Origin of the sequence: Shouchella shacheensis (genome assembly GCF_001484965.1) — a bacterium.
GTDB classification, from domain to species: domain Bacteria; phylum Bacillota; class Bacilli; order Bacillales; family Bacillaceae_D; genus Shouchella; species Shouchella shacheensis.
Genome location: NZ_KQ947394.1, coordinates 183043 through 207101, shown reverse-complemented (window position 1 = coordinate 207101; position 24059 = coordinate 183043). Strand labels below are relative to the sequence as shown.

Sequence of the window (24059 nt, the reverse complement as noted above, 5' to 3'; positions counted from 1 at the left end):
ATATGGAAGCACCTTACCTAAGTGAAGAACATGATATTTTTCGTCAGTCCTTGCGCAAGTTTCTTGAAAAGGAAGCCGTGCCTTACTTTGACCAGTGGGAAGAGAACAAGCAAGTGCCAAGGTCTTTCTGGAAAAAGGCGGGCGAACAAGGCTATCTTTGCCCGCAAGTGGAGGAGGCATATGGAGGGGTAAACGCTGATTTTGGTTACGCGGTGGTCATCAGTGAAGAACTCGATAAGGTTGGTGCAGGACTTGTTGGAATCGGCCTTCATAACGACATTGTCATTCCCTACATTGAAACCTTTGGTACAGAAGAACAGAAGAAACGCTGGTTGCCTGGAGCAATCAGCGGGGATTTGATCTCGGCGATTGCGATGACAGAACCAGGGACAGGGTCCGATCTAGCCGCAATCAAAACGACGGCTGTCAAAGATGGCGATGACTACGTGATGAACGGCGAGAAAACGTTTATCACGAATGGGTTCTATGCAGACCTTGTGGTGGTGGTTTGTAAAACAGACCCTAAGGCCACCCCGCCTCACAAAGGAATCAGTCTATTTGTGGTAGAAGCCGGCACCCCGGGCTTTTCAAAGGGAAAAAAGCTGCAGAAAGTCGGCCAGCATGCGAGTGACACAAGCGAATTGATCTTCGAGGACGTCCGTGTTCCTGCTGCCAACATGCTCGGGGAGGAAAACAAAGGCTTTTATTATTTAATGGAAAAGCTGCAGCAAGAACGCTTAATGGTCTCGATTTCGAGCATTACAGCAGCTGAAGTCATGGTAGATCAAACGATTGACTACGTAAAACAACGAAAAGCGTTTGGGCGAAGCATCAGCCAGTTTCAAAACACACAGTTTAAAATCGCTGAAATGAAAACGGAAATTCAAATCGGAAGAACGTTTGTCAATAAACTCATTGATGATCATATCGCCGGAAAAGAGATGGTCAATGAGGTTTCGATGGCCAAATGGTGGATCACGGACCTCGCAAAGAAAGTGGCGGGGGAGTGTATGCAACTGCATGGCGGGTACGGGTACATGGAAGAATACGAGATTGCGAGAAGGTATCGTGATGTCGCTGTTAACTCGATTTATGCAGGGTCCAATGAGATTATGAAAGGGATTATTGCCAAAAATATAGGGCTGTAGAGAGGCGATCTGAATGAAATTTGAGGAGTTTTCCATTGGAGATCACTATGTCACTGAAACTGTTACCGTGACAAAAGAGGAGATTATTGAATTCGCGGAGAAATATGATCCACAGTACTTTCATATTGATGAAGAGGCTGCCAAAGAGAGTCCATATGGATCATTGATTGCCTCGGGATTTCATTCACTGGCCGTTGTCTGGGCGGAGTGGGTGAGAAAGGATATCCTTGGCAGCGATTGTCTAGGAGGCGTTGGAGCAGAAATACAATGGAAGGCTCCTGTGCGACCAAACGACCAATTAACAGGCGAGTTCACAGTCGTTGATAAGAAACAAGCGTCAAATGGAAAGCGTGGGCTACTAACGATAGACGTAGTGATCAAGAATCAAAACGAACAGAAAATACTGACCTCCAATACAGATGTATTTGTAGCGGTGTAATCAAAAAACAGAGGGGAAAGGAACATGCATATGCGTGAAGCTGTGATTGTAGAGGCGGTCAGAACACCCGTCGGTAAGCGAAACGGAGCGTTAAGTGGCATCCATGCCGCGGAACTCGGTGCGAAGCCGTTAAAAGAAGTGGTGAAAAGAGCGGGGGTTTCCCCTGAAGAGGTCGAAGATGTAATTTTTGGCTGTGTGACCCAATCTGGGGAGCAGGCTGGCGATATTGCAAGGCTAGCTGCGTTGATTGCTGATTATCCGATTGAGGTGCCCGGCACAACGATTGACCGTCAATGTGGCTCGAGCCAGCAGGCGGTGCATTTCGCTGCCCAGGCGATTATGAGTGGGGACATGGATGTTGTGGTCGCTGGCGGGGTTGAGAGTATGTCCCGTGCCCCGATGTTTTCGAATGTGCAAGGAGCGAAGATGAGTGAGGAATTGACCTCAACGTATGAAATCATCAACCAGGGGTTATCGGCAGAGTTGATCGCAAGTAAATGGGGGATCAGTCGCGAGCAAATGGATGCGTTTTCACTGGAAAGCCATGGGAAAGCTGTGGCTGCAAGAAGTGACGGGCGCTTCGTCCGGGAAATCATGCCTTTAGAAGTGACGCTTCCAGATGGAACGAAAACGACCATCAAAGAGGATGAAGGGCCGAGAGAGAATTCGACGCATGGAAAATTAGCTGAACTTCAACCCGCCTTTAAAGAAGACGGAAGCGTAACGGCTGGAAACTCGAGTCAAATCAGTGATGGAGCCGCAGCACTCCTGCTTATGTCTCGCGAAAAGGCGGAGGAACTTGGGTTGAAGCCTCGTTTTCGAGTCGTTGCCCGCTCTGTGGTTGGCTCCGATCCGACATTCATGCTGACAGGACCGATTCCGGCGACGGAAAAAGTGCTGAAAAAGGCAGGCCTCTCGATCGATGATATCGACATGTATGAAGTGAATGAGGCGTTCGCCTCTGTCCCGCTTGCTTGGCTGCACGAAACCGGTGCCGATCCCAAAAAGCTCAACCCGAATGGCGGGGCGATTGCGCTTGGCCATCCCTTAGGAGCAAGTGGCGCGCGGTTAATGATCACGATGATGCACGAGCTGGAGCGAACGGGAGGACGATACGGGCTGCAGACGATGTGCGAGGGGCACGGGATGGCGAACGCAACGATTATCGAGAGGCTGTAGCGACGAAAAAAGGAGGATCTTGAGTGCCGTTAACATCCATTCGAATTCTTGATTTGACCCGTTTGCTTCCAGGTCCTTACTGTACGATGCTTCTCGCTGATTTCGGGGCGGAGGTTATTAAAGTGGAGGATCCGAAAGTCGGCGATTATGCGAGAGCATATGAGCCGAAGCTTGGCGAGGATAGTGCTCTTTTTCATTCTCTCAATCGTAATAAGAAGAGCATTTGCGTTAATCTAAAGTCGGAAGAGGGAAAAGAACAGTTTCTCAAGTTGGTGGAAAACGCGGATGTGGTAGTGGAATCGTTCCGTCCGGGTGTGATGGAGCGACTGGGCCTAGGCTATGAACCATTGAACACCGTTAATCCCGCTCTGATCTACTGTGCGATCACAGGCTATGGGCAAACGGGCCCTTACGCAGACCGCCCCGGGCATGACATTAATTATCTTAGCTATGCAGGGTTATTGAACCTAATGGGAGAAAAAGACGGAAAACCGGTTGTCCCTGCCGCGCAACTCGCGGATATTGGCGGAGGAGCTCTTCCAGCGGCCGTAGGGATCCTGCTTGCTTTGTTCGAGAGAGAAAGATCAGGGAAAGGGCAATTCATTGATGTTTCCATGATGGACGGCGTTATTTCCTGGTTGCAAACGCTCCTTCCGAACTACTTAGTGGAGGATGTCGAACCGAGGAGAGGCGAGCAAGTGTTAAGTGGAGGGCTAGCCTGCTATGAGGTCTACGAAACGAAAGACGGCCGCTTTCTCTCTGTTGGCGCACTAGAGCCAAAGTTTTGGCAAAGCTTTTGTCAGGTGATCGACAGAAGGGACTTTATCCCGTTACTAGACGCGCCCCTACATGAACAGCACCGGTTAAAGTATGAGATCCAAACGATCATTTCGCAGAGAACACTGGCCGAGTGGCTCGACAACTTTTCCGGCAAAGACGCGTGTGTGGCTCCGGTTTTAAATTTTCACGAAATGGTTAACGATCCCCAAGTGTTGGCTCGTGAGATGATTCAATCCGTACATCATTCAACACTCGGGGGGACGAGGCAAATTGGCATTCCCATTAAATTATCAGAAACGCCCGGGAAAATACAATCGCAAGCCCCGAAGCTCGGGGAACACACGGCTAAGGTCATGGAGGAAATCGAGATTTCTAGGAAAACAATAAAGGAGCAAAGGAGAAACGTATAATGATGAACACACAGTTGACGTTGGCATCAATGATTGAACATACGGAAAGATATCTTCCCAAAAAAGAAGTCGTTTCACGGACGCTTGCTGGAACTAGAACGTTTACCTATCAAGAGATTGTACGGCGAACGCGCGCTCTTGCTAGTGCCCTTGAAAATCTTGGCGTTGAAAAAGGAGACCGAATCGGCACATTCGCCTGGAATCATCACCGCCATCTCGAAGCCTATTTCGCCGTTCCGAGTATGGGCGCAGTGTTGCATACGATCAATATTCGTTTATCGGAAGAGCATATCGCTTATATTATCAATCACGCGGAAGATAAGGTCTTACTCATCGATGAGGATTTGCTTCCTCTCATCGAAAAAGTCAAAGATCAACTCAAAACGGTCGAAGCCTTTGTGGTGATGACGGATGAAGACAGATTGCCCGAATCAACATTGGAGCCCCTGTATTCTTATGAAACCCTGCTTGAAAAGGCAGATGAAACCTATCAATTTGCTAGCGACATTGACGAAAATGACCCGGCCGGCATCTGCTATACGTCAGGGACGACCGGGAAACCAAAGGGAGTCGTGTATTCGCACCGCGGCATCTACTTACACAGCATGGCCATGGGGTTGGCTGATGCGGGTGGGCTCTCCGAATCCGATGTCGTCATGTCTGTCGTCCCAATGTTCCATGCGAATGCATGGGGACTGCCTTTTGCGGCGACTTGGTTTGGCTCCACACAGGTCCTTCCAGGTCCCAATATGACACCGAAAATCCTTGCTGAGATGATTGAAGAACAGAAGGTGACGATGACAGCCGGGGTGCCGACCATTTGGCTTGGATTGCTAAAAGAACTGGAGCAGGGCCGTTACAACACGAGCAGTTTACGGAGAGTTCTTTGCGGAGGCGCGGCCGCACCGAAAGGGATGATCAAAACGTTTGAAACCAAGTACGGGATTCCCTTTATCCATGCATACGGCATGACCGAGACGACCCCTCTCGTCACGCTCTCCAGACTGAAAAGCTACCAGTCCGATCTTTCTGAAGAAGATCGACTGGAACTGCGCTCGAAACAGGGGATGGTGGTTCCGGGACTTGAAGTGAAAGTGGTGAATGAAAACGGGGAAGCGAAAGCAGATGGAGACGATATGGGAGAGCTCCTCATTCGTGGGCCGTGGATTGCCGATTCATATTACAACGATGATCGGAGTGACGAGGCTTTTCGGGACGGGTGGTTGCACACCGGTGATGTGGTGACCATGGATGAAGAGGGAACGATTAAAATCGTCGATCGCACCAAGGATTTAATTAAGAGCGGCGGCGAATGGATTTCTTCCGTTGATTTAGAAAATGCACTGATGGCCCACGAGTCTGTGTTTGAAGCGGCCGTTGTGGCGATCCCTCACCCCAAGTGGCAGGAGCGTCCGATTGCGTGCATCGTGCGGAAAGAAGGGGAGGAGCACAACGTTTCGAAACAGGACATCATGGACTTTCTAACCCCACAGTTTGCCAAATGGTGGCTGCCGGATGAGGTTGTTTTCATCGCTGAAATTCCCAAAACATCAGTGGGTAAATTTTTGAAAACAGCGTTGCGGGATCAAGTGAAAAGTCAGGTTATGCAAGAGTAGTCACAGGGGAGTGGAGTGCTGGCGAGCGCTTCACTCCTTTGTTGTTCCGGGGCGTTCTGGAAGCGGACGTTGCCTTCATGTCGATTTCATTTCGCTTGGCAGTTGCTTATGTTGGCTCTTTTTCGCTATCATATAGGAAGTGCCTTTTCTGCACTCGGCTTTTTTTGCCAACAACCTGTTTCTATCACTGAAGGCACGATCCTTGTTCTAGGTGCGGAAGTTGAGCTACGTATAATTAAAGGGTGAAGCTATTCCTTCAATAGGCCTAGGCAGTGCCGGAAAGCTCAATGTTGAAGTAAAAGGAAGGTCATTGATGACGGAAGAAAATATAACGCGAATACATTTGAATGGCAAAGACTTTATCCTGATTGGCACCGCACATGTTTCCAAACAGAGCGCGGAACAGGTAAAGGCTGTCATAGAAGAAGAAAACCCTGACGCAGTCTGTGTCGAGTTGGATGAACAGCGTTACCAGTCAGCACAAGAGGACAACAGCTGGAGAGAGATGGATATTTTTAAGGTGATTAAAGAGAAGAAAGCCTCTCTCTTATTAATGAATCTTGCCATCTCTTCGTTTCAAAAAAAGATGGCCAAGCAGTTTGGAATTACCCCCGGGCAAGAAATGATTCAGGGAGTTGAGTCTGCTAAAGACACCCACGCAGAGCTAGTATTAGCGGATCGTAATATCCAAATTACGTTCGTTCGGATTTGGCGCAGCATCGGCTTGAAGGGAAAGGCTCTTCTGCTTGCACAAGTCATTGCTGGTATTTTCAGTAAAGAAACGATATCAGAAGAAGAATTAGAAAAAATGAAGCAGCAAGACACCATCAATACAATCTTGCAAGAATTTACCGATTCGTTTCCGAAATTAAAGGAGCCATTAATCGACGAGCGAGACAAGTATTTAGCTCAGAAAATCAAAGAAGCACCTGGCAAGAAGGTGGTTGCAGTTATTGGGGCAGCCCATGTCCCAGGGATTCAAGAGCAAATGAAACAGGATCATGATTTAACTAAATTGGAAGAAGTCCCACCAAAATCAAATGTACCGAAACTGATTGGCTGGTCTATTCCCATTTTTATTATAGCGATTATCGTGTATACGTTTATGACGAACCCTGCCGCGGGATGGGAACAAACCGTAAGCTGGATCATTTGGAATGGTGGCTTGTCGGCCCTAGGTGTAGTCATTGCATTCGGCCATCCACTAACGATTCTTACGGCCTTCTTGGTGGCGCCCCTCTCCTCGTTGAACCCTCTACTTGCGGCTGGCTGGTTCGCAGGATTCGTTCAGGCTTATGTTCGCAGACCGTACGTTCGGGACTTCGAGACACTAGCAGAGGATGTGTTTACAGTAAAAGGATTTTGGCGAAACAAAGCCACTCGAGTGCTGTTGATCGTTGTGCTTGCAAATGTAGGAAGCTCCATTGGAACCTTTATTGGCGGTGTAGATGTGATTCGGGTCTTTTTAGAAAATCTATAGGTGCCTTTCAACACACAAAGGGGATGATTTCTATTACTGGTGATAAAGAAACACAAATCATTGATCACATAATGGAAAAGATTATTTCTAAATCGATAGAACCTGAAGAAAAGCTTCCGTCTGAGAACAAATTGGCACAGAAGTATGATGTTCCGCGAATGACTGCTAGAAAAGCCTTAACGATTTTGGAAGAACGGGGCTATATCTATTCCAAACAGGGAAAAGGTAGATTCTTGAAACAAGCATCTAGACCGATACAGCTGAATCTAACGGGAAACACGAGTTTTACCGATAAAATGAAACAGGCTGGTTATGATTTAACAACAACAACGATGTACTGTGAACCAATAGCCTATGATAAAAAGGTTTTTGACCTATTACAGGCGGGAGTGAACGACAGCATCTATAAAATTGGCAGGCTACGTTACATTGACCGAGAGCCAATTGCCATACACCAGTCCTTTGTTAGTGAAGCGAAGTTCCCAACCATTTCTGATGAAGGCCCTGGGATTGTCTCTATGTTTGACTATTATCGGAGCTTAGGCTATAAAGCGTTTACGAGCAATCAAACATTTCTAAGTATTACCTTTCCCACATCTGACGAGCAACAGCAATTAGTTTGCGGCAGTATGGTGCCGCTTATTGTCGTAGAGAGTGATTGTTTGGATGCCGAGACGAACGAAAGACTGGAGCATACGAAAATTTTATATCGTAGTGATAAATTTAAATATGATATCACCATGAAAGAAGCAGGCGAGGGATGAAGCATCCCTCGCCTTTTTGGCTAGCTCTGGCAAAATCCTCGCTTCTAGGCGACCCGCCTGCGCTTTTCGGTATTGGCTAGCTCCGGAGGGTAGAAGCTCGGGATTTTTCAGTCCTGCCCTGAAACCCAAGGTCGGGGTTTCTAGTGCAGGCCTTCCAAGATCCGTGCTTCTGGGCGACCCGCCTGCGCCTTTGGGTATTGGCTAGCTCCGGCGGCAAGCAACTCGCCTATGCTTTTCGTTCTTTAAAGGCCTGTTTACAAATGCTTTACGTTTTCTTAAAACCAAAGCACTTGGCAACAAGTTACGATGGATTTGTAGAGGAGGTTGCATGAAATGAAGAGGCGTAGAAGAACAGAGATTCTTGTTCAAACGAGCGCTGATTTAGCAAAACAACTTGCAGAAACGATCTTGCAGAAACACAACTGTAAGGAAATTGTCTCCCCACGTTACGGGTTAACAATGGTCAAGATGCGAGAATCAGCGAAGCAGTCATTATTTTATATCGGTGAAGTACTCATAACGGAAGCGAAAGTGGAAATTCAGCAGCAGACAGGCATCGGTTTGGTGCAAGGGATGGAAGACGAACTGGCAAAGAATCTAGCGATTATTGATGCGGCTTACAAGGCCCATTTACCAGAAACGAAACAGTGGCAGTCGTTACTTTTACAAGCCGAAGCTGAGCTGAACGCAAAAAAAGCCAAAGAACAGGCGGAATTGCTTCAAACAAAGGTTCAATTTGAAACGATGGACGGGTAAGGTTGTTGAAAATACGGATCAGGAGAGATGATATGGTCATTGATGAAGTGCATGATTTACAGCAAGTGTACCGAAAGATCCTGCATTGTATGTCTCGTCCGGGGACGATTTCAAGCCTCAAGGAAGGTGTGGAACACGGCGACCTTGATGTGCCATGTTATGACGCCACTTTCCTTAGTGCGTTGACGTTGTTAGATGCAGAAGTATCATTTGCTGTTGTTTCAGAAAACAGTCCCTTTTTTAGCGAAACGCTTGCTGCCTATACATTGGCAAAAGTAGCACCCACTCATGAAGCGGATTACATCATTGTTTTGCAAGATGCATCGGAACACGCCGTTTTGGAAGCTTTGCATCAATGCAAGGTTGGACAGTTAATCGATCCACAGCGTTCGGCTACGTGGATAATGGAACGTTCACTCATCGAAAATCAAGCTGAGTTGCGGTTAACTGGGCCAGGGATTCAAGAGGAAGCCGTGCTGAAGATGGGTTTTCCAAGCAAGATGTGGCAAGTTCGAAACGAACGTGTGAAGGAATATCCACTGGGGATCGACATGATTTGCACAGATGTTCAGGCACAACTTGTCTGTATCCCCCGAACCACAAAGGTCGACGTATTGGAGGGAATGTAAATGGGGTATGTCGCCGTAAAAGGTGGGACCAAGGCAATTGAAGCCTCGCTAGAGCGGCTGAAGTACGAACGGTTGAAGGATGGAGAAATCATTGAGATCCAGACAATTATGGGCACGATGCGGGCGTTAATTGACCAAGTAATGTCAGAGAGTAGCTTATATTCGCCGTTTCTGGCAGCTTTATCTATCAAACAAGCAGAGGGCAGTATGGAAGAAGCTGTTTTTATCATGCGTGCACATCGATCGACGTTGCCAAGACTCTATTATAGCGACACCGTAGAATCGGAGACCATGTTCATCGAACGCCGCATCTCTGCAAGCTTTAAAGATATTCCTGGTGGTCAAATACTTGGAGCAACAACTGATTATACCCATCGATTGCTCGATTTTAGCTTAGTCAACGAGAGTGAAGACCGCAATGAAGCTTGGCTCTCCACCTATACACAAGCAGTAGAAACCATAGAAAGACAAGGCGACGAGGGTTTATATTTTCCTAAAGTAGTGGACTATTTAAGGCAGGAAGGGCTGTTCGAAGCCTATGACCTCAATAATACAAACCCGATGGATGTTACAAAAGAAACCCTTGCTTTTCCTGCTCCAAGAAGTGCTCGGTTACAAACGTTGACTCGCGGTCAAACAGGGGCCGTTACCGCCTTAGGCTACGCCTCTTTACGTGGGTATGGTCAAGTACACCCGACGGTTGGAGAAGTCAGGGTTGGAACATTGCCGATCTATGTTCGTCATCCGAATGAAGCTGAACAGGATGAAGCGGACAGTTACTATATTGGGGGTATAAAAGTATCTGAAGTCGAGTCCTTTGTACCGGTTCCTGTGAAAAATGAACAAAATGAAGAGGAATTAGAGTTCGAAATCGGCTACGGGATTTGCTATGGCCAAAATGAAACAAAAGCAATTGCGATGAGCATTTTAGATCAATGTTTGGAACACCCGGAAGCGGATTTCCCAACACATGATGAGGAATTTGTGCTTTTACATATTGATTCCGTGGAATCCACAGGCTTTATTTCACATTTGAAGCTGCCGCATTATGTGACGTTCCAATCCAAGTTAGATAGCATCCGTGAGGTAAAAAAGGAGAGGGAGCAGCATGAAGACAAAGACACACTTTGCCTTCTTCGATGAAGGATCAAAAAAAGAGATTCGTCGTGCGACGTTGAAAGCCGTTGCGATTCCTGGTTACCAAGTTCCCTTTGCATCGAGAGAAATGCCGATTGCTAGGGGCTGGGGCACTGGGGGACTTCAGCTGACCCTATCGTTAATTGGTAGGCAGGATACGTTAAAGGTCATTGACCAAGGCGCTGATGAATCTGTGAATGCCGTTAGCATTAAGAAATTAGTGAAGGAGACCACAGGCGTTGAATTAACGGAACAAACCGAAGCAGCAACGCTCATTCAATCTAGGCACCGTATTCCAGAGGTTGCACTAAGAGAAGATCAAATCCTCGTTCTGCAAGTCCCGACTCCAGAGCCGCTTCGCCATGTGGAAGCGCGTGAGTATGTCACAAAAAGGCTTCACGCAGAAGACGAGTACAGCGGGGCGTGGCTGCTATTGTTTGAGCAGATTATGAAATACGGCAAAACAGCGACAGGGGCAGATCACCCAGTTTATGTCAATGACCGTTACGTGATGGCTCCTAGTCCGATTCCAAGGTTTGATAATCCGAAAATGAATCATTCAAAAGCACTCATTCTCCTCGGGGCCGGGAGAGAGAAGAAGATCTACGCCGTCCCTCCCTATACCGATGTCGCCTCGCTTGCATTTGAAGATTATCCGTTCGCGGTCGAATCCGTTGCAGAACAAGAATGTCATTTATGCGGAGCAACTGATGTTTTCCTCGATGAATTCATCGAGGAAGCTACAGGAGGGAGCTATTATCAATGCAATGATACTAGCTATTGCATGGAGCGGTTAACTAGTGCGCAACTTCGGGAGGAGGCACAGGAGCATGTGTGAGCAAGCCCTATTACGTGTACGGAATTTAGACAAACGATTTGGTCCCGGCTGTCGGCAATGTACCCAGCAATCGTCTCGACATTTAGAGAAAAACTATTGTCCTGCTTGTGGCAGCGTATATGCCTGTCAGAATGTCTCCTTTGATTTATTTCCCGGAGAAATCCTCGGTATTGTGGGGGAGAGCGGCAGCGGCAAATCCACCATGATGCAATGTTTATACTTTGACACAGAGGTTTCATCTGGGGAAGTGCTGTTGAATGACCCGGAATTTCGCGAACAGAACGTGCTCCGTCTATCGTCTCAAAAAAAGAGGCATATTCGCAATCACAACTATGGGATGGTCTACCAGAACCCAGTGAATGGGCTGAAAATGAATTTCTCCTCCATGGGCAATATTGCCGAAAAGCTCATTGCAGCAGGCAATCGAAATGTAACGGAAATGGAAGGAACCGGAAGTCAGCTATTGGAAAATGTTCATATCCCTTTGGTTCGTTCCAAGGAAGAGCCCCGAAATTTCTCTGGGGGCATGCAGCAGCGGGTTCAAATTGCAAAGGCGTTATCCAATAACCCCCCCATCCTATTTTTAGATGAGGTGACGACAGGGCTTGACTTGTCTGTTCAAGCCAATGTGCTGGATTTGATTAAACAGATTCAACGAGAGTCTGGAATTAGCATGATCGTCGTTTCACATGACCTTGCCGTTATTCGGATGTTAGCGGACCGCACGATCGTGATGCTGAACGGTTCCATTATTGAGCAAGGCCTGACTGATCAAATTTTGGAAGATCCCCAACATGCGTATACGCAGCAACTCGTCTACTCGTTGTTATAGGAGGAATAGTTACGGTGTATGTGATTCATAATGGAAAAATCATTACAGAAGAAGCAATTGTCGAAGGCTGTGCCGTGATTGTCGAGGGAGAACGGATTAAGATGATGGTCCCGGAAGAAAGCATCAGAGACTATCCCCATGCGCATAAAATCGACGCTAATGGAGGGTTTATTTCACCCGGATTCATCGATATTCACTCTGATTATATTGAAACGGTCGCTTCCCCAAGGCCAACGAGCATGATGGATTTTCATATTAGCTTAAGAGAAGCAGAAAAAATATTAATTAGCCATGGCATTACGACCATGTTTCATTCGCTCTCGTTTTACCGTGAAGACGTGTTTACCCATAAGCCTTTGCGCTATCCAGAGAATGTGCAGCGGCTGGTGGATGCGATTGCCGCAACCCATAACGAGCTGCATTTAATTCGGCACCGGATGCATGCTCGGTTTGAAATTGACAATCTTTCAGAGGTAGACCGGCTCATTCAAAATATGGAAGAAAATAAGGTTCATCTTCTCTCCTTCATGGATCACACGCCTGGGCAAGGACAGTACCGAGATTTAGAAGTGTACCGACAAACATTACAGGGGTATCAAGATCTATCAGACGATGACGTGCAAACAATTATTTTAGATCGCCAGCGTACGGAATGTCTAACGATCGAACAGATAAAAGAGATAGCCGCTTGCGCCATTTCCAAAGGGATTGCTGTTGCTTCACATGATGATGACCATTCCGAGAAGTTAGATTTAGTCAGCTCATTTGGAACCACCATTAGTGAGTTTCCAATAACGTTGGAGGTCGCCAAGCACGCCAAAGAGTTAGGGTTACAGACATTGGCTGGCGCTCCTAATGTTATGCTTGGCGGCTCTCATTCTGGGAATCTATCAGCGGCTGAGGCTGTATCAACCGGTTGTATTGATATTCTATGCAGTGATTATTATCCAGCTGCCTTGCTACATGCCATTTTTGAATTAAGCGAAGGCTATGGCAATGATCTACACGACATGTTTATGAAGGTGACACTCAATCCAGCGAAAGCCGTGCGTATGGATGATGAAATTGGCTCTATTCGTTCAGGCAAGAAAGCGGATATCGTCGTGATTGAACGAATGGATGATGGCTATCCGATGTTAACAGCTACGATGGTGAATGGTTCGTTAATCACTACAACGAACTATCGGACAAATTGAAACGGATCGGAGGTTTCTGCAATGGCAATGTTGGAGATGAAGAACGTCGGAAAGCAGTTTACCATTCATCATCTTGGTAAAACGATGCAGGCAGTCGAACAGGTGAACGTTTCCTTGGAGTCAGAACAATTCATGGGAATCGTAGGCAAAAGCGGCAGCGGGAAGTCTACGATTCTGAAAAGCATTTACCGCACTTATTTGCCAGACAAGGGAAGTATTATGTACGATTCCAGGCGCTACGGGCTGATTGATTTGGCGCGCGCAACGGAGCGAGAGGTGCTGTATTTGCGAAAACACGAAATCGGCTATGTCTCTCAGTTTTTAAATGTCATGCCGCGTACGACATCTAGACAACTCGTAGAAAAAGCGCTGCTCGAGATGGGAGAACACGAGTCGATTGCCCAGTTAGAGGCGGAAAAGGCACTGGAGCATTTTGAGCTGGATCGAAAGCTATGGGATACCTACCCAAATACGTTTTCTGGAGGGGAAAAGCTACGCTTAAATATTGCAATGGCGACCGTAAAGAAGCCAAGGCTGCTTTTGTTAGATGAGCCGACCGCAAGCTTAGATCAACAATCGAAAATAAAGGTCCGTGAAATCATTGAAAAGCTAAAGGCAAATGGCACGACGTTGGTTGGTATCTTTCATGATATTGAATTTATGGAAGGCCTCTGCGACAAAGTCCTTGATATGAAATCCAATACAGTCCAGATTGCGAAGGAAGGGGAGGTTCTTCTTGAGGGCTGACCTCCATGTGCATAGCGATTATTCGGATGGATCGGAGTCTGTTCATAGGATCTTACAGAAGGCGGCTGCTCAAGCAGTGACGCATCTCAGTTTTGTCGATCATGATAGCACGGACGGGTTAATAGAAAAACAAGCATTGGGAGAATCTTTTGGCATTCACGTGATCCCTGGAATTGAGATTTCTGCTTACGATTTTAAACGGGATCGGAAAGTCCATGTGCTAGGGTATGACTACCAAACACCAGCGAAACATATAGAGCTCCTTTGCCAAGTCGTGCAACGAAGGCGTCAACACCATACGTTATGGCAGATGGAGCAAATTAATAAACGTGGGTATGACTTAGATAAACAAGCGATCATGAAGTCGGCAAAGCCTAGTCCAATCATTTATAAACAGCATGTGATGAGTCACTTAACGGAGGCGGAATTCGCCTCCTCCGACTATCAGTCACTGTATCAACAATTATTCAAAGGAAGCGGTCCTGCTTCAGGTGACATTACGTATGTGAATGCGGTTGATGCTGTACGAGCCATCGTCGCTGATGGAGGACTTGCAGTGATCGCCCATCCTGGCCAGCTTGATTCCTATGAGCTCATTCCTGAACTGATAGAGGTTGGACTAGGGGGGATCGAGCGAAACCACTCAGACCACACCGAAGAAGACCATCGGAAAGTAGAAGAATTGGCCGATAAGTACAGCTTGATCATGACAGGAGGGACGGATTACCACGCGCAATTTGGTATGCCCATTGCCATCGGCTCCCTCCCAAGTCCTTCACTTCCAATTCAGAAAAAGCGAAGCAAACCAATTGTTGAGGGAATGTAAACAAACTTAAGTGATGGTTAAATCTTGTAAATAAATACGATATTTAAAATTATTTGTGGTTTAATGAGAGAGGACAATGAAAGAAGGATATGGACATCTGGCATCTAGTGTGGTTGCCACAATCTATGGATAAGGAGTGTTTAACATGAGAAGAGCGTTGTCTAAGTTCGCTGTTTTACTCTTACTAGTCGTGTTTTTGGTTGGCTGTTCCACAAGTAGTGCAGATAGTGGGGGAGACGGTGATACCATTGATATTGTGTGGTATCCCAACGAATCTGGAGAGGATTTGAAATCCTCGCGTGATGAGATTGGGGACGTAATTGCCGACGCAACTGGAAAAGAGGTAGAACACCACCTAACGACAGATTATGCCATCGCGATTGAAACGTTAGTCAATGATAACGCAGATTTGGCTTTCATGGGTGCGCAAGGGTATGTCGAGGCAAGAGCTGGCAATGACGCCGTTCAGCCGTTGGTTGTTTCTACTGGGCCGTCAGGGACGATCGATGATGCTGTATACCACAGCTGGTTGGCTGCAAATGTAGAGAACCAGGAAACCTTTAAAGTAGATGGAGAATTCTCACTTGATACGATCGCTGATAAGACCATCTCTTTTGTTTCAAATAGCTCCGCATCGGGATTTAAAGCACCTGCTTCTAGTATTCTTACCCATTTCACAGAACAGGAGGAGTATGCAGATCTAACGGAAGAGGACTTGATGGAAGGTGGACCGCTTTTCTCTCAAGTGCTATTTGGCAACTCGCATCAAGGGGCTGCGGTTCATTTGTTGACCGAAAACGCGGAAGTAGCTGCGTTTTGTGACACGTGTGTGGAGAATTATGTGGAAGTGGCAGAAGGAGAAGAGAATACGGTTGGTTCCATTTATCGAGTAAAGGAGGACGCTGCTGAGCCGTTCCACCAAGTGACTGGTAGCGAATTTACGCTTATGAGTGTCACGCCTGTATTAAATGCTCCATTTGTTGCAAATATGGATACATTAGGGGAAGAGGATTATCAAAAGGTACAAGAAGCATTAACCTCTGACGAAGTCGCGAACAACGAATCCATCTTTGTACCGGAAGATGCAGAAGGGTCTGCTTTATTCTTTAAATCCGGTGACGAACGATTCGTTCCAGTAGAAGATGCTTGGTTTGATCCATTTCGAGAATTGTCTAAGTAAATACGGCTTGTAAATAAACCAATAGAGTATGCACGGTAAAAGGGCATACTCTTATTCCTTACAAACCGAGAGGAGAGTAAACATGGCATTGTTACAAATCGTGGGGCTTGGGAAATCGTATGATGCGGAAACAAGCGTATTAAAAAAGATTCACTTTGATGTAAAAGCAGGGGAATTTGTTTCCATTATTGGTCCATCTGGGGCGGGAAAGTCAACATTGCTTCGCTGTATTAATCGCATGGTATCAATTAGTGAAGGAACTGTACGTTTTGATCAACAAGATGTAGGTGGATTAAAGAAAAAAGAGCTAAGAAAGCTGCGTACGGATATAGGGATGGTGTTCCAACACTACAACTTGGTGCCACGGCTGACGGTTATTGAAAATGTTCTACATGGGCGCTTTGGCTATAAATCAACATTGCAGGGGGTCATGGGAAGATTTAGCGAAGATGAAAAACAACAGGCATTCTTCCTCCTTCAGAAGCTTGGAATCGAAGAACATGCGTATAAACGTTGCGATCAATTAAGCGGTGGACAGCAGCAGCGTGTCGGCATTGCTCGTGCACTCATTCAAGATCCGAAGCTAGTGTTGTGTGATGAGCCCATTGCCTCTCTAGACCCGAATTCCTCGAAGATTATTATGGATCATTTAAAGAGCATTACTTCGGAGCTAGGCATCACTTGCCTTGTCAATCTCCATCAGGTAGAAGTCGCTCAACAATACTCTGATCGAATCATTGGATTGAACGAGGGGGAAGTGGTCTTTGATGGAACGAATCACCAATTAACGACGGACCGCATCAACCGCATTTATGGGATAGAAACAAGAGAATTAATTACGGTGTAAGGAGAAATCAATAGTGAGTGAAAAAGTCATGCAAAAACGAAAATGGCACACAACGTTATTTCTAATCCTTATCATAGCGATTACGTATTTATCCGCGTTCATCACAAACTTTAACGTAGCGGATGGGTTAGTGGCATTTCCTCAAGCAATAGGATGGATGCTCTCTAATTTGCTCATTACCCAGGAATCACTAGAAAGACTTCCAACGATTCTAGAAAAGCTTACGGAAACGATCTTTATGTCGATTGCAGCGACAACCACAGCTGCAGTCGTTTCCATTTTTTTAGGAATCATGGGTTCAAAAACAACAAGCATAAACGGTGTGTTAAGTATCGTAGCGCGATTGGTTGCCTCTGTATCAAGAAACATTCCAGTCGTAGCGTGGGCATTGATTTTGCTGCTATCCTTTGGCCAAAATTCCGTAACAGGGTATCTAGCTTTGTTTGTAGGCACCGTTGGGTTCTTAACCAGGGCGTTCATTGAATCGATAGATGAAGCGAGTCATAGTTCGGTTGAGGCTTTAACGGCAACGGGCGCCACTTACTTTCACATTGTTAATAAAGCGGTCCTTCCACAAAGCCTTCCACAGATCATAAGCTGGATTTTGTTTATGATTGAAACCAATATCCGAAGCGCGACGCTGGTAGGAATCTTAACAGGAACAGGAATTGGCTTCACGTTTGATATGTATTATAAGTCGATGAATTATAACGCAGTGGCGCTTGTGACTCTTAGTATTGTCATTGCCGTCATCCTCATTGAATTGCTCTCAAACTATATACGGAAGGTGATTCTATAATGGAAATTGTATCAAAGCCGACGTATATGAAACGAAAAAAAGACGGTCGTATTTCCATTAAAGCCGGGAGTAAATCGGGGTTGGTCATTCGTCTAACCATCATAGCGTTCGTGTTGTTAACGATGATTGCTTTTTTGCTTTTTGATTACACCGGTCTACATATCCCTAGTGCAATCACGGAAACCGCCCATAACCTGCAAGTGATGTTCTTCCAACCTGCTTTAAATCATTTCAGTTGGGGGGAAGCTTTCTACCAAGTAGGAATCACCCTGGGGCTGGCTGTTCTATCAACAGTGCTTGGAGCCGTCATTGCCTTGTTTCTTTCATTGTTGGCTGCGACCAATCTTTCCAAAGAGTGGGTATCCAAAACAGTAAGAGTGATTGTTGCGTTTATTCGTGCAGTGCCAACCGTTCTGTGGGTATTGATTTTCGCAATCGCAGCAGGGCTTGGTAGCGAAGCAGCTGTTCTCGGGATGCTCTTTCATTCGATCGCTTATCTAGTGAAGGCTTTCTCCGAGGCTATTGAAGAAGTGGATGAAGGAATCCTGGAAGCATTGCGATCAACAGGCTCCAGCTGGTGGCATGTGGTCATGCACGGTGTCCTGCCTTCTACGTTTACATATTTATTATCCTGGACGTTTCTGCGCTTTGAAATAAACTTCGCGGTAGCGGTGGCAATGGGAGCTGCAGCAGGTGCTGGTGGAATTGGCTTTGAGTTATTCATGGCGTCCGGCTTCTACTTTGACCTCAGTGAGGTTGGGTTCATCACCTATGCGATATTACTGATCGCCATCATCCTAGAGGTATTCTCGGTCCAGTTAAAAAAACGTTATTTCCCTACGTCGGTTCGTCATTAAAGAAGAACGTAAGTGCCTATATGGATGAATTAGCGTGGAATACAAAGAGCGGCTCTCCAATAAAACAAAAAGGCAAACCAAAAAGCTGGAGCGCTCCAGCTTTTTGGTGTTTAGCTTCTAGTTGAGTCGTCAACGTTTGACAACAAGGGGAGAAAGACAATGTATGGTTCACCTACAGTTCGCTTAAACTAATTTGAAGTCATGAATGGACTAGTTCCCCCTAGTCGCAATGAAAAAGGTACTGGAGGAAGTGATAGCGTGAGCCCGAAAACCAAACCAATAATCGGAATTTCCAGTTCCGTTGAAACGCATAACAACATTCCAAGTGTCCTTGTACACGAGGCCTATATTCAATCCGTAATCGAAGCGGGAGGGGTACCGGTCGTTCTCCCGCTCGGTTCAGTGGAAATGGCAAAAGAGTGGATGTCTCTGTGTGATGGGCTCCTTTTAAGTGGCGGCGAAGACATTGACCCCCATTCGTTTCAGGCAGACCCGTCGCCCCAGCTAAAAACAACCAATGGAAAACGCGACAAACTCGAAATCGAGCTCACTCGAATCGCGCAAAAACAGCAAACGCCGATCTTGGGCCTTTGTAGAGGGATTACTTTGCTAAATGTCGCTTTGGGAGGCACAGTTATACAGGACATTCCAACCAAAAACCCGAAGGCCATTAACCATTATCAGCAAGCGGCAAGACCAGAAGCCACCCATGGTATTCATATTGATTCGAACAGCCGCCTCTATCAGGTTCTAGGGCGTTCAAGCACACGAGTCAACAGCATGCATCATCAGGCGATTGACGAGCTCGCACCTACGCTTAAAGCGGTGGCAACAGCTCCGGATGGGGTGATTGAAGCGGTTGAAGGAACAGAAGAGTCCCCTCTGCTGTGGGGCGTCCAATGGCATCCGGATGAGATGGCAGGTGAAGATCCAAGCATGGCTCGTTTGTTTAAAGAGTTCGTGATAGAGTGTATAAAAAAGAAGTAAGCGCATGAAGGACGTGATGGGATGGCTCCAACAAACTATGTATGGTATGCAAGCTATGGCTCGAATTTGAGTGTAGATCGGTTTTTATGCTACATCCAAGGCGGCAAGCCAAAGGGCTCTGAAAAAGTGGAAGTTGGGTGTAGGGATCCTTCACCCCCCGTTAACGAGGCCACATACATGATGAACTATCCGTTGTATTTCGCAAAAGAATCTGCTCGTTGGCAAAAGCAAGGTGTGGCTTTTATCGGACTGGACAAGGACGAGGACTACAAGACCTACAGTCGAAAATACTTGATTACAGAAGACCAATTTAAGGACGTTGTCAAACAGGAAAATGACGGCATTGAACTAACGTTTGATTTAGAAGAAGTCAAGAAAAGCGGGCATCAAACACTCCGGGATTCATGGTACGGAACCATTCTCTATGTGGGGGAAGAAGAAGGATACCCCATCTTTACGTTTACAGCAGATTGGGATTTGGACGTTCCGCTTAATCAACCTTCCGAAGAATACTTAAGCATGATCATGGAAGGGTTGAAAAAGAATGTGGGGCTGGGAAATGAAGAAATTGTTGCCTATATCGGCTCCAAACCAGGCGTGACGAGTCATTATAGAGGGGTGGAGATTGAGGAGATGATACAGAAATTATAATAAAGATGGGTCAATGTACAACCAGCAGAGGAAGGGGGAGGGAAGGATAAGCCCGTTTTCGGAAAGGCGACTTAAGTAATGACAAACGCTTACGGAATGGGGTACAATGTCTAGATAACGGGAATATGGACAAGAAGAAAAACTATCTGACGAACAGAAAGAGGCCATCGAATCCTTCTCTTGCAGCGACAGCAAGGGAAGTCCTACGGCTGTTGAGGGGTACTTAAAAGAACATGCGCTCACTGATCAGCATAAACGTGTAGCCAATACCCGACTGCTCTTTAGTGAATCTAAAGAGTGGGTCGGGTATTTTACGTTATAGCTAACTGCTAACTAAGGACGTTACGATAACACGAATCTAAGAAACGAGTCGGAAAGGAGTCGTTGAATGGCAAATAACAGACAGAAGAGCGAGACTCGTTTTAAAGTCGCGAACCGTGAAGCCTTGATTGGTTGCGCTTTGGCTGTATTTAATATGGTATGGTGGTTTGGCTTTGCTTTCGGGCTCGGGTCCAAGCCTCCGGAAGAGTACACGTATATCTTGGGATTTCCTGCGTGGATTTTTTTCAGCTGCATTGTCGGATTTTTAGTAATGGTTCTATTAGTCTCGCTGGTGGTGAAGTTTGTCTTAAAAGATGTCTCGCTTGAGGATGAAGAAGAGGAGGATTCCAAATGAATTGGGAAGTGGTCACTCCGTTATTGACCTTCCTCGTGCTAGTTTTTCTGGTTGGCATCTGGTCGAACCGAAAAATGGCCAAGTCCTCGTCGTTTCTTAGTGATTACTTCCTGGGCAGCCGCGAATTTGGGGGCATTGTGTTAGCGATGACAATGGTGGCGACATACGGAAGTGCCTCTAGTTTCTTAGGAGGGCCTGGTGCTGCCTATTCCATCGGCTTTGGCTGGGTACTGCTCGCTATGACACAGGTAGCGACGGGGTACTTTGTATTACTGATTTTAGGGAAAAAGTTTGCAATAGTCACAAGAAGATACAATGCCGTTACATTGATTGACTTTTTAAAGGAAAGATACAAAAGTACGTCGGTTGTGTTGTTGTCAGCAGGCAGCATCATTGTGTTCTTATTTTCTGCGATGGCCGCACAGTGGGTCGGAGGTGCTTACTTAATTCAGTCGCTAACCGGATTGTCCTACACGGCGGCTTTATTTATTTTTACGATCTCTGTATTGATCTATGTAACGATCGGGGGATTTCGTGCGGTTGCGATCACAGATACAATCCAGGGGATAGTGATGTTCTTTGGGACATTCATTTTGCTGATCGCAGTCATTGTTGCTGGCGGCGGATTATCAAACATTTTTGCTGATTTAGTGGCAGAAAATCCAAATCTGATTACGCCATACGGCCAAGACAGGCAACTGACCGCTGCCTATATCTCGTCCTACTGGATCCTTGTAGGAGTTGGCGTCGTCGCTTTGCCTCAAGTGGCAGTGAGGGCGATGTCGTACCGAAATTCAAGGGCCATGCACCGAGCGATTATGGTTGGGACGGTTGTTGTAGGTGTGATTATGTTGAATATGCATCTAATCGGTGTCTTTGCCAGACCTGTGCTGCCAGGCATTGACGTTGCGGACCAAGTGATTCCATTGATTGCTTTGGACGTTCTGCCCCCTTGGCTTGCTGGAATCGTCCTCGCGGCACCTTTGGCGGCGATGATGTCAACGGTGGATTCCTTGTTGCTGCTCGTTAGTTCTTCTGTGGTGAAGGATGTCTATATGAACTACATACGGCCAGCATCGTCCGATACCCATGTTAAAAAAGTCAGTATGGGCGTCACGGGGCTGATCGGTGTTGGGGCATTCCTCATAGCCATCCACCCTCCTGAGTTGCTCATCTTTTTAAACTTATTTGCCTTTGGCGGATTGGAAGCAGCCTTTATGTGGCCACTCATACTTGGATTGTATTGGAAATATGCGAATAAAAGTGGGGCGATCGCCTCGATGATTACGGGAATAGGCTCCTATATCGCCATTCATTTTTATAATGGAGCTTATGGTGATTTACTGGGTGTCCATACGGTGACTGTCCCCGTGGTTCTTTCGTTGCTAGCATTTGTGGTATTTAGCCTAGTGTTTAAGCAGGAAGCCTATGAATTTCCAGCACGAACCATCAGTAGAAAGACGTAACGAGACTTTTTCCCAATATAAATGGAAGCTTACTATTGATAACGTACAATGAGACCATAAAACAGAAGGAGGCGAAGCGATTGAATAGTAGGAAGGCCGTGCTCGCGCTCTCAGTAACGGCAGCGGCAGTCGTCTGGTCATCCGATGCAGAGGCTGCGACCACCACTGTACAGATTTTGCACACAAACGACTCTCATAGCAGGGTGTTTGAAGGAGAATTGGACGGCATGGGGTTTGCCAAGCTCTCTACGTTGATTGAGCAGGAAAAAGACGATCATTCCCTGCTTGTAGACAGTGGCGATACGTTTCATGGCACGACGTTTGCTTCGCTTGATCGCGGGGAACCGCTAGTTCAGGTGCTGAATGAACTAGGGTATGACGCCTTGGTGGCCGGCAATCATGACTTTAATTATGGTCTCGACCGACTCATGGAACTTACCGAGCAAAGCGATTTTCCTGTACTTGGCGCAAACGTACAGGATGAAGGTGGCGAAGCGATGCTAGAGCCTTACACCATTCACGAAGTAAACGGGACTTCCATTGGACTCTTCGGTCTTGCCACTCCAGAAACTGCGTACAAAACCAACCCTGAGAATGTCGCAGATGTCACCTTTGCAGACCCATCCGAAACTGCGGAGGAAATGGTCGCAGCTCTTGAAGAAGAAGGAGCAGATGTGATTGTGGCACTGGCTCATCTCGGCGTGGACAAGTCCAGTACCTATACAAGTGAGAAGGTCGCAGAAGACGTCGAGGGCATTGATGTGATTGTGGATGGCCATAGCCATACCACTCTGGAAGAAGGGCTGCAAGGAGCCAATGATACCCTTATTGCAAGTGCCGGCGAATACTTGCAGAATTTTGGCGTGGTTGAGCTGCAACTGGAAGACGGAGAGCTCCCGGAGAAAACAGCTCGGTTGATCAGCCAGGAAGAAGCGGAAGGCGTCGAACCTGATCCGGAAATAGAGACGCTGCTCCAAGAGATCGAAACCGCGCAAGATGAAATTCTCGCTGACGTCGTTGGGAAAACAGCCGTGGAGCTAAACGGGGAACGGGAAGCAGTGAGAGTAGAAGAAACCAATCTTGGAAATTGGATCGCCGACGTGCTTCGTGATGCCACGGGAGCCGACATTTCCCTGACGAACGGCGGTGGAATTCGTGCTTCCATCGCAGCGGGAGAGATCACAAAAGGAGATCTTGTTGCCGTCTCCCCATTTGGGAACTTCGGCGTTACGAAGGAAGTAACAGGAGCACAACTGGTCGCAGCCTTGGAAAATGGGGTCAAAGGTTATCCCGAACCAACCGGCGGCTTTCCGCAAATTGCAGGGTTCACGTTTCAATTTGATCCAGAACAAGCGCCTGGAAACCGTGTACACCACGTCGAAATCGATGGCGAGCCTTTGGAGGAAGAGGTAACCTACCTTCTTGCCACCAACGATTTCCTCGCAGCCGGAGGAGATGAATACGACAGCTTCGCCCAAGGGGAACTGGTCAATGAGTACAGCGCTATAGATGAGTTGCTCATTGAATCCCTCGAAGAAAACGGTGAAATTGCTCCAGAGGTAGGAGGAAGAATCGAAACATCAGTAGCATCTGAGGAAGCACTCTCTGTAGATGAACCAGACGCAAAAGAGGCAGGGGAGGGCGTCTACACCATACAGCCAGGAGATACTCTGTTTGAAATCGGTCTCCAATACAATATGTTATGGACGTTGCTTGTCGACATGAACCCTTCGATTCAAGGTCCGGATCTTAACTATGCTGGGGAGATGTTGTATGTGACTGAAGGTAAGTAGAGAGGACCTGTTGGGATGAACGAGGG

The 24059-nt window shown here is 46.8% G+C and carries 24 protein-coding genes; all 24 read left to right on the top strand.

Annotated features, from left to right (window positions below):
- Positions 1–2: 2 nt before the first annotated feature.
- Positions 3–1148 (top strand): acyl-CoA dehydrogenase family protein, encoded by a 1146-nt coding sequence (locus AVZ68_RS03250; RefSeq protein ID WP_059103112.1) that lies wholly within the window; start codon positions 3–5, stop codon positions 1146–1148.
- A gap of 13 nt (positions 1149–1161) precedes the next feature.
- Positions 1162–1587 carry a MaoC/PaaZ C-terminal domain-containing protein gene (locus AVZ68_RS03245; RefSeq protein ID WP_059103111.1) on the top strand — a complete coding sequence of 142 codons (426 nt, stop codon included), beginning with the start codon at positions 1162–1164 and terminating at the stop codon, positions 1585–1587.
- A 30-nt stretch (positions 1588–1617) separates the two neighbouring features.
- Positions 1618–2766, top strand: coding sequence for a thiolase family protein (locus AVZ68_RS03240; protein ID WP_059103209.1), 1149 nt, complete (start codon positions 1618–1620; stop codon positions 2764–2766).
- A 23-nt stretch (positions 2767–2789) separates the two neighbouring features.
- Positions 2790–3956, top strand: coding sequence for a CaiB/BaiF CoA transferase family protein (locus AVZ68_RS03235; protein WP_059103110.1), 1167 nt, complete (start codon positions 2790–2792; stop codon positions 3954–3956).
- Entirely contained in the window at positions 3956–5572 is a 1617-nt protein-coding gene (locus AVZ68_RS03230; RefSeq protein ID WP_180316664.1) for a long-chain fatty acid--CoA ligase, read from the top strand. Before AVZ68_RS03235 ends, AVZ68_RS03230 begins: the two co-directional genes overlap by 1 nt.
- 313 nt (positions 5573–5885) lie before the next feature.
- A complete protein-coding gene (locus tag AVZ68_RS03225; RefSeq protein ID WP_059103108.1) occupies positions 5886–7052 on the top strand; it encodes a TraB/GumN family protein in 1167 nt (388 codons plus the stop codon).
- A gap of 23 nt (positions 7053–7075) precedes the next feature.
- Positions 7076–7816, top strand: coding sequence for a GntR family transcriptional regulator (locus AVZ68_RS03220; RefSeq protein WP_059103107.1), 741 nt, complete (start codon positions 7076–7078; stop codon positions 7814–7816).
- 333 nt (positions 7817–8149) lie between these two features.
- Entirely contained in the window at positions 8150–8572 is a 423-nt protein-coding gene (gene phnG, locus AVZ68_RS03215; protein WP_059103106.1) for a phosphonate C-P lyase system protein PhnG, read from the top strand.
- A gap of 32 nt (positions 8573–8604) precedes the next feature.
- The gene (gene phnH / locus AVZ68_RS03210) at positions 8605–9201 is read left to right on the top strand and encodes a phosphonate C-P lyase system protein PhnH (protein ID WP_059103105.1); all 597 of its coding nucleotides are present in this window, start codon (positions 8605–8607) and stop codon (positions 9199–9201) included.
- Positions 9202–10344, top strand: a complete 1143-nt coding sequence (locus tag AVZ68_RS03205; RefSeq protein ID WP_059103104.1) for a carbon-phosphorus lyase complex subunit PhnI — start codon at positions 9202–9204, stop codon at positions 10342–10344.
- Positions 10310–11176 (top strand): alpha-D-ribose 1-methylphosphonate 5-phosphate C-P-lyase PhnJ, encoded by an 867-nt coding sequence (locus AVZ68_RS03200; RefSeq protein ID WP_059103103.1) that lies wholly within the window; start codon positions 10310–10312, stop codon positions 11174–11176. Before AVZ68_RS03205 ends, AVZ68_RS03200 begins: the two co-directional genes overlap by 35 nt.
- On the top strand, positions 11169–12008 hold the full coding sequence (locus AVZ68_RS03195) for an ATP-binding cassette domain-containing protein (protein ID WP_059103102.1): 840 nt from the start codon (positions 11169–11171) through the stop codon (positions 12006–12008). The genes AVZ68_RS03200 and AVZ68_RS03195 overlap by 8 nt, the downstream gene beginning before the upstream one ends.
- A gap of 14 nt (positions 12009–12022) precedes the next feature.
- Positions 12023–13204, top strand: a complete 1182-nt coding sequence (gene phnM, locus AVZ68_RS03190; protein WP_059103101.1) for a phosphonate metabolism protein PhnM — start codon at positions 12023–12025, stop codon at positions 13202–13204.
- 21 nt (positions 13205–13225) lie between these two features.
- Complete coding sequence (gene phnL / locus AVZ68_RS03185; RefSeq protein WP_059103100.1) at positions 13226–13951, top strand: phosphonate C-P lyase system protein PhnL; 726 nt, start codon at positions 13226–13228, stop codon at positions 13949–13951.
- On the top strand, positions 13941–14777 hold the full coding sequence (locus AVZ68_RS03180) for a PHP domain-containing protein (protein ID WP_059103099.1): 837 nt from the start codon (positions 13941–13943) through the stop codon (positions 14775–14777). Before phnL ends, AVZ68_RS03180 begins: the two co-directional genes overlap by 11 nt.
- Before the next feature lie 145 nt (positions 14778–14922).
- Entirely contained in the window at positions 14923–15957 is a 1035-nt protein-coding gene (locus AVZ68_RS03175; protein ID WP_059103098.1) for a PhnD/SsuA/transferrin family substrate-binding protein, read from the top strand.
- Positions 15958–16039: 82 nt separating this feature from the next.
- A complete protein-coding gene (gene phnC / locus AVZ68_RS03170) occupies positions 16040–16804 on the top strand; it encodes a phosphonate ABC transporter ATP-binding protein (protein ID WP_059103097.1) in 765 nt (254 codons plus the stop codon).
- 13 nt (positions 16805–16817) lie between these two features.
- Positions 16818–17603, top strand: a complete 786-nt coding sequence (phnE, locus tag AVZ68_RS03165) for a phosphonate ABC transporter, permease protein PhnE (protein WP_059103096.1) — start codon at positions 16818–16820, stop codon at positions 17601–17603.
- Positions 17603–18460, top strand: a complete 858-nt coding sequence (locus AVZ68_RS03160; protein ID WP_059103095.1) for an ABC transporter permease subunit — start codon at positions 17603–17605, stop codon at positions 18458–18460. Before phnE ends, AVZ68_RS03160 begins: the two co-directional genes overlap by 1 nt.
- 258 nt (positions 18461–18718) lie before the next feature.
- Positions 18719–19447 (top strand): gamma-glutamyl-gamma-aminobutyrate hydrolase family protein, encoded by a 729-nt coding sequence (locus AVZ68_RS03155; protein ID WP_059103094.1) that lies wholly within the window; start codon positions 18719–18721, stop codon positions 19445–19447.
- Between the two features lie 21 nt (positions 19448–19468).
- Complete coding sequence (locus tag AVZ68_RS03150; RefSeq protein WP_059103093.1) at positions 19469–20098, top strand: hypothetical protein; 630 nt, start codon at positions 19469–19471, stop codon at positions 20096–20098.
- 388 nt (positions 20099–20486) lie between these two features.
- A complete protein-coding gene (locus tag AVZ68_RS03145) occupies positions 20487–20774 on the top strand; it encodes a YhdT family protein (protein WP_059103092.1) in 288 nt (95 codons plus the stop codon).
- Positions 20771–22240: a sodium/pantothenate symporter gene (gene panF, locus AVZ68_RS03140; RefSeq protein WP_059103091.1), complete on the top strand. Its 1470-nt coding sequence runs from the start codon at positions 20771–20773 to the stop codon at positions 22238–22240. Before AVZ68_RS03145 ends, panF begins: the two co-directional genes overlap by 4 nt.
- 80 nt (positions 22241–22320) lie before the next feature.
- Positions 22321–24033 (top strand): 5'-nucleotidase C-terminal domain-containing protein, encoded by a 1713-nt coding sequence (locus AVZ68_RS03135; RefSeq protein ID WP_059103090.1) that lies wholly within the window; start codon positions 22321–22323, stop codon positions 24031–24033.
- The last annotated feature ends 26 nt before the right edge of the window (positions 24034–24059 follow it).

Excerpts from the sequence above, each read along its gene's own strand:
- AVZ68_RS03250 (WP_059103112.1), top strand. The coding sequence starts at position 3 with ATGGAAGCACCTTACCTAAGTGAAGAACATGATATTTTTCGTCAGTCC.
- AVZ68_RS03245 (WP_059103111.1), top strand. The coding sequence starts at position 1,162 with ATGAAATTTGAGGAGTTTTCCATTGGAGATCACTATGTCACTGAAACT.
- AVZ68_RS03240 (WP_059103209.1), top strand. The coding sequence starts at position 1,618 with ATGCGTGAAGCTGTGATTGTAGAGGCGGTCAGAACACCCGTCGGTAAG.
- AVZ68_RS03230 (WP_180316664.1), top strand. The coding sequence starts at position 3,956 with ATGATGAACACACAGTTGACGTTGGCATCAATGATTGAACATACGGAA.
- AVZ68_RS03225 (WP_059103108.1), top strand. The coding sequence starts at position 5,886 with ATGACGGAAGAAAATATAACGCGAATACATTTGAATGGCAAAGACTTT.
- AVZ68_RS03220 (WP_059103107.1), top strand. The coding sequence starts at position 7,076 with ATGATTTCTATTACTGGTGATAAAGAAACACAAATCATTGATCACATA.
- phnG (WP_059103106.1), top strand. The coding sequence starts at position 8,150 with ATGAAGAGGCGTAGAAGAACAGAGATTCTTGTTCAAACGAGCGCTGAT.
- phnH (WP_059103105.1), top strand. The coding sequence starts at position 8,605 with ATGGTCATTGATGAAGTGCATGATTTACAGCAAGTGTACCGAAAGATC.
- AVZ68_RS03205 (WP_059103104.1), top strand. The coding sequence starts at position 9,202 with ATGGGGTATGTCGCCGTAAAAGGTGGGACCAAGGCAATTGAAGCCTCG.
- AVZ68_RS03200 (WP_059103103.1), top strand. The coding sequence starts at position 10,310 with ATGAAGACAAAGACACACTTTGCCTTCTTCGATGAAGGATCAAAAAAA.
- AVZ68_RS03195 (WP_059103102.1), top strand. The coding sequence starts at position 11,169 with ATGTGTGAGCAAGCCCTATTACGTGTACGGAATTTAGACAAACGATTT.
- phnL (WP_059103100.1), top strand. The coding sequence starts at position 13,226 with ATGGCAATGTTGGAGATGAAGAACGTCGGAAAGCAGTTTACCATTCAT.
- AVZ68_RS03175 (WP_059103098.1), top strand. The coding sequence starts at position 14,923 with ATGAGAAGAGCGTTGTCTAAGTTCGCTGTTTTACTCTTACTAGTCGTG.
- phnC (WP_059103097.1), top strand. The coding sequence starts at position 16,040 with ATGGCATTGTTACAAATCGTGGGGCTTGGGAAATCGTATGATGCGGAA.
- AVZ68_RS03160 (WP_059103095.1), top strand. The coding sequence starts at position 17,603 with ATGGAAATTGTATCAAAGCCGACGTATATGAAACGAAAAAAAGACGGT.
- AVZ68_RS03150 (WP_059103093.1), top strand. The coding sequence starts at position 19,469 with ATGGCTCCAACAAACTATGTATGGTATGCAAGCTATGGCTCGAATTTG.
- AVZ68_RS03145 (WP_059103092.1), top strand. The coding sequence starts at position 20,487 with ATGGCAAATAACAGACAGAAGAGCGAGACTCGTTTTAAAGTCGCGAAC.
- panF (WP_059103091.1), top strand. The coding sequence starts at position 20,771 with ATGAATTGGGAAGTGGTCACTCCGTTATTGACCTTCCTCGTGCTAGTT.